Raw genomic sequence first — 14,901 nt, forward strand, 5'->3', positions numbered from 1 at the left:
AACTTGTGCAAAGATACTCCTTAATTAGGTTTTGGCAAGGCAGGCAATGTGTTAATTTTCAGGGACAAAAAAGACTAGTAATCAAAATACCAGTTGAAAATATCTGTGCGCAATCCAAAGTTGATCCAGGTCGTGGAAATTTCAGAATTTAAAGGAGTATTCACCTGGGGATTGAAGTCCCTGTAAACGAAACTTGCAAACAGTTTTAAGTTCGTAGTTGGATTCACGATATAACCTGCTTCCAATTCAGAATAAAATGAGTTCGTAGTATTTCCCTGCCCTATTTCTACTCCGGTTTCGAATGGTCGAGCCTCTTCACTCCTGTAAAGATCCTGACCATAATAGGCTCCATCTTCAGAAAAATCAAAACCGCGCTTTCCTAAAATCAGTTTCGCGCTACCATAATACCGATCCTTTCTATAGCGTGCGATCCCCACAAACTCTCGAAAATTCGCACCCCATAAATGAGACATGGACTGGTTGTTATGTGCATAGTTTAGCGTGATGGAATTATGAGAATAAGTATATGGGCGCACCTGGTTATATTCAGCCTGCAGGTACAGATCATCTACTTTAAAAGCATTGAAATACTTTAAACCAATTTGAAAACCTAGTTTATTCTTCCAGCTTCCTTCGCCTCCAAAAACATCTGTTGAAGAAAATTCGTCAATCAACCACTGTCCATACGTGTACATCTGGTTCGATATCTTATATTTTCCTGTGAGTCCAATAATGGCATTTCCACCATCGGCTCCAGTAGCGAATTCTATTGCACGATAAAAGATCACAGGATTTAAATAATTCAAATCAAAGCCACGATCGTTGTCATTCTCCCACATAACCGACTCAAAGAACCCCAAATTAAGACGTTTGGTAAGATTCAAACTCAAATAATGATTTGCTATATATTTTGTTCGGAAAGAACCACTATTGGTAACTTCCGGACGAACATCCCTTAGAGACATCCAGGTATTTGTGTATTTTATTTTCCAGAACTTGGTATTCAGCTTCAAATAAGGATAAGGAGATGGATTGTCGCTTAGTAAAAGGGAGCGATACCCATCACCAATAAAATTATTCCCGTGGCCAAACTGGATATTTATAAATTCTGAAGGAGTAAATGATAAGTAACCTTCTGCAACCGGGTAGTCATACCCATCATTCATAAAAGTTTTAGCTATTCCTCTACCTGGTACGATCGCAGGGTCACCTCCGGCAGGACGAATAAATTCAGCAAAATCATTATAATACTGGGCAAATCTTCCCTGGCTTTCGTAGATGACTGAATAAAAATTGAACTTTTTACCCAAACCTCCCTGGATAATAAATTCCCGGGTATTGTTATACGTAAATTCATGTTCTGTCTGATCAAAATCCTTTCCTATCTGCAAGTCAAATCCAGGATCTATCGTAAACCAGTAATCATCTGTCTGAAACCTAACCAGGTGTTCATTCCAAAGTTTTCGACCTGCATACGTACTTCGATTCTGCAACATTTCCTGTCTTTCAGCTTCAAAATCATAGTATTTGTTGACCTCTGTAAACATTAGTGGTTTTGAAGCCGAATGAGAATTGAGACCTATCTGGTTGATCTCAGCATCAAACCAACTATAATATTCATGGGAAAGCGGGATATTGATCTGACTGCTATATCGTGGCTGAGTAAAATCATCAGACTTTATTCTCTCATATTCTTCAAGAATATTGGTTTCCTGGGACTCTTTCTCCTGGGCCACTACCTGGCTGTTCTTTTCTTCGGAAATATCTTCGACCGGATACAAGTTTGAATTGGAGCCGAGCGGTAATTGCAATGGCATCTTAAACTGCATATGAATCGCTCTGCCGTTGTAGGTAGCAGGTTTTAACTGCGGCAGACTTGCAAATACTCTTCTCACTTCTGTTTTTAGTTCTTCGTAGGCAGCATCCAGATAGATCACCTGAAACAGACCATCTTCATCAACTTCAAAAACTATAGTGATCTTACCAGTATAGTTTTCCTGCATTAGAGATTCCGGCAGCTTGAAATTATCTTTGAACCTTGTAAGGAAGGTATTCTTAAAACAGCTTTCCTGATTTGCGTAAGTAACATTGGAGCATTCTTCAAATTCGGGATAGATTTCAGAAACTGTACTCGAATCCTGAGCTGGAACACTTAGACATAAAAATGTAAAAACAAGAAGCAGGCAGTACTTCATAGGTAAGTAGCAGGTTAATTGGTGCTGTAATATACATAAAACAGAAGTATCCCAAAATAAAAAATCCCGGACAGAGCCGGGATATATATGATATTGAGTTTATTCTTAATCCTGTACTTTAAAAGCAATTGGAAGGGAGTACATAACACCTACCGGCTTTCCACGTTGCTTACCAGGCTTCATTTTAGGAAGACTGTTAATTACTCTAGCAGCTTCCTTCTCAAGTCTAGGGTGCGGAGCACGAGCTCTAACCTGACCAATATTACCTTTTTCATCAATTCTAAACTGAACGATTACACGGTTAATACCAGAAAGTCCTAACTCAGAACCAAGATCTGTATCAAACTCCTTGTTCACATACTTACTGATCTTTTCACTCATACAAGCTTTACGCTCGTTATTATTCTTTAGATTTTCACATCCAGGGAAGATCGGCACATCTTCAATAACCGCGAACGGTACATCAGCTACCTCTTCTTCTTCAACAGCCTCAACAACTTCCTCTACCTCTACGATCTCATCAAGATTGGTCTCTGTAGACTGGATCTCATCCTCTTCTACTTCTTCCTCATCTTCTACAACCTCGATAACTTCCGGTGCCGGTGGTGGCGGTGGAGGTGGTGGAGGTGTGTTCATCATTTCTGTAATTGGCACATCCTCTTCATCAAGTTCGTCCATATTTAACTGCCCGATATCTACAGCTTCAGGATCATATGTCTTCCACTCTATTGCCTGCCAGGTAATTAGCAGAACAAGAATAAGACCTAGCTGCAAATAAAGAGTTCTGTTTCTATTTAAATCAGCTTTTGGATTTTTCTTAGGTTCCATAATGCGTTTAGTTGTTAAGGGTTGCTAAAATAAAGATTTTTTCTAAAAAACTAAATTAATCTGATAGAATAAGTAATTAATCTACCGCTAATTTTCAGTTTAAGCTCAAAACTATTGAACTTTAAACCGTATTGGGATGGCATAAGAGACCGGTACCGCCTTTCCTCTTTGCTTTCCTGGTTTCATTCTAGGCAGTTTCGAGATCACCCGTTTAGCTTCTTCTTCAAGCTTGGGATGAGGAGCACGTGCCTGCACCTGCTCAATTTCACCCTGAGTATTTACCACAAACAGGACGGTTACCAGGTTCATTCCCGTTAGTCCTAATTTCTCTCCGAGTCTGGTATCAAATTCTTTTCCAACGAACCTGCTAATCTTTTCACTCATGCAGCTCTTTCTATCTGCATTATTATCCAGATCCTCACAACCTGGAAATAATGGAACATCTTCAATAAATTTAAATGGGACCGTTTCAACCTCTTCATCAGGCTCTGCATCAATAATATCTTCAGGTTGCACAATATCATCCAGATTGATCTCAGTGGGAGCTATTTCATCTTCCTCTACATCTGCATCGTCTGGAGCAATTTTAATTTCCGGAGGCTCTACTGGCGGCGGCGGAGGTGGCGGTGTTTGATCATAAACGGTTACAGGAACTTCCTCCTGGGGCAGATCATCCAGGCTCAGAACATCTTTACCTGCCTGAGCAGGATCATAAGTTTTCCATTGAAATGCCTGTAGCGTAAAAAATAAGGTTACGATAAGTCCGATTTGAAGAAACAGGACCCAGTTCCGACGAAGATCGGCTTTCGGATTTTTTTTCGGTTTCATAAAAAGCTAGGTTAATAAAGGTTAATTACAAAGAATACCTGCTTTTCAACTTTTTTATGGTGGGCGCCATTACCAGGAAAAAGATGACTGCAAGCAATACACCAGTTGAATTTGCCAGGCCATCCCACCAATCGGGTGTCCTGTAACTGGTTAGAGTTCCCTGTAGAACCTCAATTAACATACCAAATAGAAAACATGCGATAGCAACCCAGTAGAGATTAGGGCGATAACGCGTAAAATCGGTGCTTTTCAGAATAAAAAATAGTTTCCACAAAACACACAAAAACAAATATGCTCCGGCATGGAGCATTTTGTCTGTAGGATCGAAACCACCTACACTTACTTTAAAGTTCATCACGATCAAAGAAAAGTACGTGATGGCACCTGTATAAAGAAGCGCTAAAATTAAAACTAATTTATGCACCTACTACTTCCTGATATTCTTCGGCAGAAAGAAGACCTTCAACTTCAGAAGCATCTGAAAGCTTGATCTTGATCATCCATCCATCACCGTAAGGATCATTATTTACTTTTTCCGGCTCATCTTCAAGACTATCATTAAATTCAATGATCTCACCTGAAACTGGCATGTAAAGATCTGAAACGGTCTTTACTGCTTCTACGGTTCCAAAAACCTCTTCTTTTTCAAGAGTTTCATCCAGAGTTTCTACCTCAACATATACGATATCCCCAAGCTCACCCTGGGCAAAATCTGTAACTCCGATAGTCGCAGTGTCTCCTTCAATTTTAACCCACTCGTGGTCTTTTGTGTACTTTAATTCTTGTGGAATATTCATGTGCTAGTTTTATCTTGTGGCAAAGTTAATTTTTTCGCTGAATTGTTCAAATATGGCTTCGTTAATTTCCGAAATTATAGATCAGGGTAAAACCAGATCGAATTGTTGTTTGTGGAAACGCCGTTGAAACTGCATATTCCGAGAATGTATGATCATAATAGAACCTCGCCGTTAAGTTTCTGGTAAATGCATAATCTGTCTTGAAATTGATGGACCAGATATCCTGTCCCGAGATCGTCTGGTTATTGGCAAGATCCAGATACCTTACGATGGTGCGGTTCTTACGGTAACTAACATCAGTCCTGAAATTAAGATCACTACTAAGCACTCTTCTTCTTCCTCCAAGCGCCGTTGCAATCTTTAGATCTCTCAATCTGTATCCAAGTCCAAGAGTATATTCATTTCCGCTGTATTCTGTGAGCAGGTTATTATCAAAACTGAATGCGAGCGAGCGATCTTTCTCCATTTTCGCCATGATTTGTATACTGTTCTTGGTTTCAAAATCGATAAGTGCAAGCGGAGTAAATAGTTCTGTCAACACCAGGTTTGAGAAAAGAACAGGATTCTTAAAATCACCTGCTTGGTTCAATGCTTCAGGATCTGCAGGATCATAATCAAGGTTTGTCTGGTATTGGTTCAACGTATAATCTGCGCGATATCCATGGTTTATGGAAAATCTTCGGAACTTATCCCGGAACCACTCAAAACGCATTAATCCTGTGTACTTAAGATTCCAGTTTGGAATAGGCACATTTCTAAAAGCTCCCAATTGCACACTTCCTGCATCCTTTCCAGAATACGCTGCAATAAATGCTGGCAATAATACCGCCTGGTTTGTTTTTCCTATACCTCTTGGAAAACCTTCTTCGTCCACATCTGTTGGATCTAGACCACGCTCGCTGGCAATTCTTCTGGCAACCTCAATTCTGTTCGCCCTGAAATTCTGAAATGCTTCAGAACTGGCTTCATTAGACTGCTGGAAACTTGTCGCGATCAATAATGTTGAAATATTGAAGTTTCCGTAGGTATAAGGAGTAAGCGATTGATAATCCATAGTCACAGGATCTACACGATAATTTTCAGAATAATTCTCGGCTTCGTTCTTTCTCCCGGTAAGTTCAATGGTAAGATCTGGTATAAAACCGAAACCTGCCTGGTAATCCAGCTGCTCATTTTTCACTGCGGAAAATTGCTGATTAAAATTCTGAAATAAAGTAAGCCAGCCTCTCTCTGCCGCCATCTGCCTGATATCATCCTGGAAACCAAACGTAAATCCTGCGGTTGGCCTGAAAGTTCCCATAAAGCCAACACTTTCTGTATAACCTGGAAGGAAAATCCCGCGACTATTGCGATAATTGACCTGGAAAGTTTTCAATCCTGTCGCGATCCCTATAAGCGTATTATATCCCTTATTGGTTTTTTGCTTAGGTTTTTCCTCTACCTCTTTATCATCTTCGGAAGGTGGGCCCAGGGTTGGAATGCCTCTGCTCCGTTCCTGAATGCTTTTCCCGGCACTATTGTTCTTCTTCTGAACCAGTCCTACATAATTGTAAAGATCCTGAAGATTTAAACTGGCATTGATCTGGTGCGTATTGGAATTCTGAACGCTGTTTCCTATCTCTGGAATATCTTCCAATTGCTGAAAACGCTGAGATCCTCGTTGCCACTGAAAGTCTCCTGTATAAGAATAGGTGGCGTTCACGAACTTTAAGACTGGAATCTTTTCAAAAGGCAGGTCGTAATTCACTTGAAGTGTCTGGAAATGCTGATTTGGCTCTCCAATATTAAAAAAGTCATCCCATACTCCTATAGAATCATCAGCAAAACCTTCATCATCTATATAATTTCTTATGATCCTGTTATTGCTGGCGTTAAACGCAAAACTCAAAGACCTGGTTAAATTATAATTGATCCCATACTGCCAGTCGAACAGGAAGTTACGTTGGTATAGTGTTGGTATCCCTATATCGCTGTCACTAAGATCCAGAGATCGAAACCTTTGCTGATTGTACTGCCTGAAAATATTGGAACTCGCATTGATATTCGTTGGCAGGTAATTAATATTAAAATCTCTAAAAATGGCTAAATAATCACTACTGTCCAGAACTGCCAGATTCTTTAAAGGTTCCAGACTTTTCTGCGGAAAACTAAATTCATAAGTTCCACCTACTCTAACACTTTGATCGATACTTTCCTCAATCTCAAAATCCCGATGGTCTACCTGATTATAGGAAGTAGCAAATGCAAAATTCTCAATATCATAAGGCATGGGCGTTCGTTCCCCGGTACGCTCCTTTCTTAGCCCAATTACATTTATACTCTGCCTTTTGGTATAGGATTGAGATTGCTTTTCTACCGCATCCCTCTGAGCCGGGTCTTCGATATTATCCAGTCTAGTATCCAACTCCACATCCAGAAATTCCTGGTCATATTTTGGCGTGATCAACTCTTCTCCCCGGCTATAGTTCACAGGTATTTTAACTCCCCATTTCTGCGGAAGCAACTGCCCCATATTAAGATTCGTAACTACATCATATTGTTGAAGATCTTCCCTGCTTCGCTGGTTTGGTCCCTGTCCTAAAGCTCCAAATCCTACCGTGCTTCTACGTCCTGTAGCTGAAATATTTGCAAAATCTGCAAGATTACTATCCATGCTTACCACTCCGGCCCAGCCTCCTTCATTCTTAAGGTCTGAAAGTCTTAATTCATTAAACCATACTTCTCCGCAAAGATCGGTAACCCCATCTTCCCTGGTTCCATTTCTTACTCCAACCATCAGTAACCTGATGTTTCCAAAACTTGGATTTCCTTTTACTCCAATACGCAATCTACCCATATCATAAGGAGCTTCAGCATCTACTTCCTGAAGATCTTCAGTAAAGAAATTCAAGTCGGTTGAATTCAACGTTGGATCTCCCAGCACTGAAGTTTTTACCTGCTGTAGTAAATCCAGTTCCAGGTTCATTCGGTTCACTTCAGGCCAGATCTCTTCCGCAGTAGAAGCACCAAAAAGTGTTGGCGATAAGGGTATTTCTACCTGGTAGAAGTTGTCACTAAAATCTGTTCCCATTCTAACAAACGCGACCAGCTGCCCATCTTTAAGCGGTTGGCGGTTAATTACAGATTCAGCATGCAGGAACATTTCAAGATTCTTATACTGTCGCATATCGATCTGGAAATTCTTGTAAACTGCCCGGGCATCCTGAGGTTCCAGATCACAAACACTTAAAGAAAGTGATTGTTCGTTTTGACGCAAACTGGTATTATTTTGATACAGCTGTTCTCTTTGAACACCTGGAGGCAATCGGTATGGAATAGGCTGCCTGTTCTCATTTTCTTCAATATTTACAGCATTCACTTCAAAGGAAGTATTCGGGTTCTCCAGTTGCCCGGAATCCTCGAATAAGCTTTGGTTATACCTCCTGTAGTCACCCCGAACAAGATCCATAGTTCCAAATCTAAGGATGGTTTCATCCTGAAAGTCGCTAAGGAACATTCTGATAAATCGAATGGATCTAAAATCTGCGATGCCTCCAATGGCATTGGTAGGTTCAAAAATTGGCACTTTAAACTGTACCCAACGTACTGGCAAATCCTGACCGTTTCTTAGTGTGGTCGTTAATTCCTTGACATCTGTGATATACTGGTTATTATCAATATTCATCCCCCGGAAAAAAGGAATCTTATATTCGAAATAACTATTGATGGTATTCATCGTATTATCCCGGTTAATATCTTCAGTAGTAGGCAGTGTGGTATTCCCGCGATTAGTATCTGTTACATCTGTTGGCGAATTGCCCTCCGTTCCATTGTAATCCAGGTATCGATCCAAAACACTACCATCCCGATTCAGGAAATACTCGTAATTATCTGCAGAAGGATCGGCAAGATTTCCAAAATCCGGGAATTTCAAGGCTTCTTCAGCATTAAGCAATCCGTCAAAACCTGCATCCTGAAGCGTTCTTCCATCCCCTTCAGAATCAAAAGCGTACACCAGCGAATTATCTGCAGGAGTATTCCCGAATACAGATGTTATTACATTCGCTTCACCTTCACCTTCTGGTAGTCCATTTTCATATTGTTTTCGTCCATCCTTCAATACATCTTCAGAAATATTACCAAGGTTAAAGTTTATGAGTCCGTCGCTTTTATTAGCATTTTCAGCATAGATATAAGGATCCATTACCCAGAACTGGATATACTCAACATTGGTTTGCTCGAAATTGGTCGTATTGATAGGCCTTGTAATTCCGGCGAAATTATTCCCTGGTACAGGAAGCGTATTTCCACCAGCCGCCGCAGGATTGTAATTATAAGGCCCACGAACTGAAGGATCATAATTCACATCCATCGTATAAACCACTTGCGGCTGACCCTGAACTACATCTGTATTTGGAAAGATCTCATTTAGCGCAACCCGTCTGGTCGCATAACTAGAAATATCTGAATCGCTGATCCCATCTGGCCTGTTATTACTATAGAAAATTGGATCTATGGTATACCAGCTCATTTTTGCTCTTCTATAGCCAACACTTAGGTCTCCGTTCGCAAGTTCTCCACCAAACCCAACCGGAACACTGGACAATTCCCATGCTAGAGGATTGTTGATATCAATGGCAGTTTGTGCAGCTTCGAAATCATCTATATAGGTAGTCGCTTCACCATTAAAATCATTCGAATTAGGAGAACCCGGCAGCAAATAAGCAAATTCTCCACGTACAGATACATTGGACATAACGTCTGTATCAATATTTGGAAGTTTATTTACCAGCCTGGTTAAAAATGGAACTTCTGTACTATAATTCAGGTTTAAACCAAGAATTGTATTGTTAATTGGCTCGTAGCTGTAATTCGCTTTTTGAGTTAACGGGCGTTCTTTAAGATTAATAAATGTACCACCAATAAGAAAATTTTCATTGAATTGATGTTCTACGTTAAGCCCGGTAAATCGTTTAGTTTGCTGACCGAATAAAGCATTGTTTTCGGTATTTACCTGGATTGGAATATTGGTAGCAAGCAAACCTTCATCAAGTATCTGTACTCTTCCCAGTTCGTAATTCACTACGTAATCCACTCCTTCCTGAAGGATTCTCCCTCCGGCAGTTACAGTAACCGATCCCGGTGGTAAGTTGAATCCAATTGGAATACCTTCTACCTCAGCCGACTTATATCTACCCTTTAACTGGAATTTGTTCTTATCTGCCTCTTCCTGCTCTGCCTGCGTTTTCGTAGTGCGATACATGGCACGAAAAACATACTTTTCCTGGTTTGCATTCCAGGTTTCCGGGATATTATAGTCTTCACTTCCGGCGTTAGGATTATCATCTAGTTTTCGGAAAAGGTGTTCCCCAAAAGGTTCTACTGTTGTAAAGATGATATTACCATTTTGGGGATCGATGGTAATTTGCTGTACATAATCAAAGAATCCATCTCCATCGTTGATTGGATCGTTATTGGTATTCAATTCATCCAGCCTGAAAACCCGTAATAATGGAGTTTCATTCACATCTTCAGGCAGCGTAGTTCCTTCTACAGGTTTAATATAATTTAAGGGCTGAGGATCTGTGTACAGAATATTCATTCTAAAATCTTCACGTTTCAGCTGGTACGCATTAAGACTGTAGATGTTTTTCATCATCAGGTCCCAGATAGGTTCCTGAACATTGGTGATCGTACTTTTAAGCAGCTTAACCACAAGATTCTGACTAGCCCGGGAATTGGTTCCGGTAGTTGGCTCTTCAGTTCCGGGATCGTTGGTAGCATTCACTCCATCATTCGCAAATTCTCCAACCTGGAAAACCTCGCCATTGATCGTATACTGAAATGCAACCCCAAGCACCTCATCATTACTTAAACGTTGATTCAAACTTATATATCCAAGCTGGGTGTTAACGGTATATTCTGAAGGTTTTAGTTGTCGCGCATTTTCCAGTTTTGCATAGTCGGTTCCTTCGGAAACTGTTACTGTTCCAAATCCCTGGTCTACAGTAGCGATATCCCTGATAGCCTGATTCAGGATAGATTCACCATTGCCATTTATTCCGAAGGGATTAAAGTCATTTACAAGGTTATCTGGAAAAGCTCCTGCTGGCTGATTGAAAAATCCGCCCGGTGGTGTATCCAGTCCAATATTTCCAGGAACATTGGATTCTCCAAGATCCTGGATCGCTACGATATTTCGTGTATCCTGGATATTCTGGATATTGTTGGTTCTGTTCGTGACCCAAACCTGTATCCTCTTGATCTGAATATTGGTATTGATAAACGGATAATTTTTTAGCGCTTGGTCGTAAGTATCGCGGAAGTAGTGCGCAAGGAAAAAGTGCCGGTCGGCATCGTAATCAAGAGCAAATTTGGCAAATTCCTCTACGGTTGCTCCACCTTCCACATTAAGTGTACGTCGCTCCGACTTCTGTTCTGAAAATACTCCGGTGATCCTTGTTTTCCCAAACTGCAGTTCGGTTTTAAAACCAAAAAGACTTTGCGCACCTTGAATAAGAGCATTGTTCAAAGGCATATTCACATTACCTACTTCAATTTTCTGAACAATATCATCCTCATTGGGTGTATACTCCAGTTTTAACTGATTTTGAAAATCGAAAGTTGATTCGGTATCATAATTCGCGGTAACCTGAAGACGCTCTCCAATTTGCCCAAGCATGGAAAGACTAATCCGCTGGTCAAAATCAAAAGATAAATTGCTTCTGTTCCTTGGAGAAAATGCCGGGTTATCCTGTTTGGTATAAAGAAGTCCAAGATCTATTTCTACCGATCCCTGCGGAACGATATTGATTTCAGAACCACCAAAAATGCTCTCAAATAGATTATTATTGACATAGAAATCTGGTAAAAGATCGCGCTGAATATCTTCAGTTCCTTCCTTTCTACCTGAAAGCGCATCATTTTTCAGCTTGAAATAATTACGCATTTCCTCTTCCAGCACGAGGTCTTCATATTCCTGCGGAGTAAGAACTAAAGGCAGTCCTATATTGATCTGGCCTACACGCTCTCTGTAAAAGTAACGGTTGAGGATAGGATCATATTCGTATCTGGATTCTATAGATTGTGGATCTGGGAGCTGAAGCTCACCTAGAGCAAAGCCCGCCTGGATGGTGTCCTGAGGAGTCTCCTGTGAAATAGCGTCTATAGAAAACACCATAAATAACAGGAAAGTCAGGCGTACCGGTAAAGACAATTTCAGGTAATTGTTCTTCAATTTAATTACAGCTTTTTAAGAGCCATTTTTATAATAGATTCTACGGTGGATTCAGGATCATCCTTCAGAATCTTTTCTACAACCTTGCCAGCCTGGCGTCTATTGTAACCCAAGATCTCTAAAGCTGATAACGCTTCTTCCTTATTAGTATTGTTTGGAGTCATTAAAACTTCATCATCGCCCATCACCTTAAGCACTTTATCCTTGAGATCCAGAATAACTCTTTGAGCTGTTTTGGCGCCGATACCTTTCACACTCTGGATGGTAGGAACATCACCGGTCGCAATCGCATTGATCACTTCCTTTGGTTGCAAAGAAGACAGCATTACGCGAGCCGTGCTCGTACCTACACCAGAAACGGAAATAAGAAGTTTAAAGATCTCTCTTTCAGATTTTTCAATAAACCCGTACAAGGTGTGCGAATCTTCCTTTACCTGCAAATAGGTATAAAGACTGATCGCTTCAGATTCAGGAATGAGTGAAAAAGTATGCAGGGAAATATTTACGGTATATCCTACTCCATTGCATTCAATAACCACGTAGGTGGGATTTTTTTCTATTAACTGACCCTTGAGGTGATGAATCATGAAAGAAAGTTGTATTGAGGTTCAAATGTAGTAAAATAAAGCAAAGGCGGAAATCATCTTTCCGCCTTTACTTTATCTAGGTACTAAGCTTTTTTCTTAGCCTTCTTTTCTTTCTCCTGTGCATCTATCACTGCTACTGCCGCCATGTTCACCATTTCCTCCACGCTTGCACCAAGCTGAAGAATATGAACAGGTTTCCTCATTCCCATCATAATCGGGCCTATAGAATCCACATTGTTAAGTTCTTTGATAAGTTTATAAGTGCTATTAGCCGAATCCAGATCTGGATAGATAAGCGTATTCACCTTTTTACCCGCTAGTTTTGAAAACGGGAATTTATTCTGAAGCATCTCACGATTTAAAGCGAAATCTGCCTGCAATTCTCCATCAACACTTAGTTCAGGGTGAAACCTGTGCAGGTAAGAAACTGCTTCTTTTACTTTGGTCGCTCTTGGATGTTTAGAAGATCCGAAGTTTGCGTAAGACACCATCGCAATTACTGGTTCCATACCAAACAACTGAACCGTACGAGCCGTCATTTGCGCGATCTTGGCAAGATCTTTAGCTGAAGGATCTATATTGATAGAGGTATCACTAATAAATAACGGACCTCTGGAGGTATTCATCACATTGGTTGCTGCTACCCTGGAAACGCCATCTGCCAGTCCAATAAGTTCCAGCATAGGTTTCACCACCGTGGGATAAGCCCTGGAATAACCGGAAAGCAATGCATCTGCATCTCCTTCATTGACCATCATCGCGGCAAAATAGTTACGTTCTCTTAGTAGTTTTTCAGCATCGTATTTAGTTACGCCACTTCTATGCCTGGTTTCCCAGTATTTGTAGGCGTATTTTTTCCTTTTTTCCTCTTCATCATCAGATTTTGGATCAATAATAACCACATCCTCTTCCTGAAAATCGATCTCAGCCATTAATTCCTTAATCACTTCACTTCGCCCAAGAAGGATTGGGAATCCAATTCCTTCATCATTAATGATCTGTGCAGCTTTAAGAACATCCAGATGATCTGCTTCAGCAAAAACGATTCGTTTAGGGTTTGTTTTAGCGCGGTTTTGCAACAAACGGGTGATCTTGTTTTCATTACCCATTCTTTCTAGTAACTCTTCCTCGTAACGTTGCCAGTCATCGATCCCTTCACGGGCAACCCCACTTTCCATCGCAGCTTTAGCCACTGCAGGTGGAACTTTGGCGATCAATCTGGGATCGAAAGGTTTCGGAATAATATAATCAGGTCCAAAATTTAACCTGGTTTCGCCGTAAGCAATATTCACCTGCTCCGGCACCGCTTCTTTAGCCAGCTCTGCCAAAGCTTTCACAGCGGCTTTTTTCATTTCCTCATTGATCTTGGTCGCGCGTACATCCAGTGCTCCACGAAAGATAAATGGAAATCCAAGCACATTATTCACCTGGTTTGGATGATCACTTCTACCTGTCGCCATGATGATATCTTTCCTGGTATCCATCGCCAGGTTGTAATCGATCTCTGGATTAGGATTGGCCATTGCAAAAACGATAGGTCTTTTTGCCATGCTTTTTAGCATTGCCGGACTTACGATATTAGCAATAGAGAGACCCACGAATACATCGGCATCCTTCATGGCTTCGTCCAGTGTGTCAATCTTACGGGCAGTTGCGAATTCTGCTTTTTCTTCGGAAAGATTTGTTCTATCTTTTCTAATGACACCTTTACTATCAAGCATCACGATATTTTCAGCTTTAGCACCAAAAGCTTTGTACAGCTTGGTACATGAAACTGCAGCGGCTCCTGCACCACTAATGACAATCTTTACTTTACTGATCTTTTTCTTTGCAAGTTCCAAGGCATTCAGTAATGCTGCTGCTGAAATGATCGCAGTTCCATGCTGGTCATCATGCATTACCGGTATATCCAGTTCTGCTTTTAAACGTTGTTCAATTTCAAATGCTTCAGGAGCTTTGATATCTTCAAGGTTGATTCCGCCGAAAGTAGGCGCAATATTCTTAACCGTTTCTATAAACTTATCAACGTCTTTAGTGTCTACTTCAATATCGAAAACATCAATATCTGCAAAGATCTTAAAAAGAAGACCTTTTCCTTCCATCACCGGCTTGGATGCTTCGGGACCAATATCACCAAGACCCAGAACGGCAGTACCATTGGAAATCACTGCTACCAGGTTTCCTTTAGTAGTATACTTGTAAACATTCTCCCTATCTTTTTCAATCTCTAGACATGGCTCAGCTACACCTGGTGAATAAGCCAGAGACAGATCTCTCTGGGTGGCATATTTCTTAGTTGGTACAACTTCAATTTTCCCGGGCTTAGGTTTAGCGTGGTAAACCAATGCCTCTCTTCTTTTTCTGGAAGTGTTACTCATAATTTTAAGTTTTCGGCTAATTAGCAAAGTTAATAAGGCTGCTGTCCTTAGAGAAATAAAAAGAACAAAAGC

Annotated in this window: 8 protein-coding genes; all 8 read right to left on the bottom strand. The window is 40.7% G+C overall.

Annotation, left to right across the window (positions count from 1 at the left end; translation table 11 throughout):
• Positions 1-74 precede the first annotated feature (74 nt).
• The 8 genes from ACSHZO_RS03770 to ACSHZO_RS03805 all read right to left on the bottom strand — a co-directional run bounded on the left by ACSHZO_RS03770 (position 75) and on the right by ACSHZO_RS03805 (position 14,829).
• Positions 75-2,195 carry a gliding motility protein RemB gene (locus ACSHZO_RS03770; protein WP_298246149.1) on the bottom strand — a complete coding sequence of 707 codons (2,121 nt, stop codon included), beginning with the start codon at positions 2,193-2,195 and terminating at the stop codon, positions 75-77.
• Positions 2,196-2,300: 105 nt separating this feature from the next.
• Positions 2,301-3,023, bottom strand: a complete 723-nt coding sequence (locus tag ACSHZO_RS03775; RefSeq protein WP_026914147.1) for an energy transducer TonB — start codon at positions 3,021-3,023, stop codon at positions 2,301-2,303.
• A 111-nt stretch (positions 3,024-3,134) separates the two neighbouring features.
• Positions 3,135-3,851, bottom strand: a complete 717-nt coding sequence (locus ACSHZO_RS03780) for an energy transducer TonB (RefSeq protein WP_298246148.1) — start codon at positions 3,849-3,851, stop codon at positions 3,135-3,137.
• A gap of 25 nt (positions 3,852-3,876) precedes the next feature.
• Positions 3,877-4,275: a VanZ family protein gene (locus ACSHZO_RS03785; protein ID WP_260443446.1), complete on the bottom strand. Its 399-nt coding sequence runs from the start codon at positions 4,273-4,275 to the stop codon at positions 3,877-3,879.
• Positions 4,268-4,648, bottom strand: a complete 381-nt coding sequence (gcvH, locus tag ACSHZO_RS03790; RefSeq protein WP_141878760.1) for a glycine cleavage system protein GcvH — start codon at positions 4,646-4,648, stop codon at positions 4,268-4,270. The genes ACSHZO_RS03785 and gcvH overlap by 8 nt, the downstream gene beginning before the upstream one ends.
• A 61-nt stretch (positions 4,649-4,709) precedes the next feature.
• The gene (gene sprA, locus ACSHZO_RS03795) at positions 4,710-11,807 is read right to left on the bottom strand and encodes a cell surface protein SprA (protein WP_298246232.1); all 7,098 of its coding nucleotides are present in this window, start codon (positions 11,805-11,807) and stop codon (positions 4,710-4,712) included.
• A 62-nt stretch (positions 11,808-11,869) separates the two neighbouring features.
• Complete coding sequence (gene ruvA, locus ACSHZO_RS03800; protein ID WP_295181044.1) at positions 11,870-12,451, bottom strand: Holliday junction branch migration protein RuvA; 582 nt, start codon at positions 12,449-12,451, stop codon at positions 11,870-11,872.
• A gap of 83 nt (positions 12,452-12,534) precedes the next feature.
• A complete protein-coding gene (locus tag ACSHZO_RS03805; protein WP_295181046.1) occupies positions 12,535-14,829 on the bottom strand; it encodes an NADP-dependent malic enzyme in 2,295 nt (764 codons plus the stop codon).
• Positions 14,830-14,901 lie beyond the last annotated feature (72 nt).

It is taken from the genome of Christiangramia sp. 3-2217-3z (genome assembly GCF_051195275.1).
Taxonomy (GTDB): domain Bacteria; phylum Bacteroidota; class Bacteroidia; order Flavobacteriales; family Flavobacteriaceae; genus Christiangramia; species Christiangramia marina.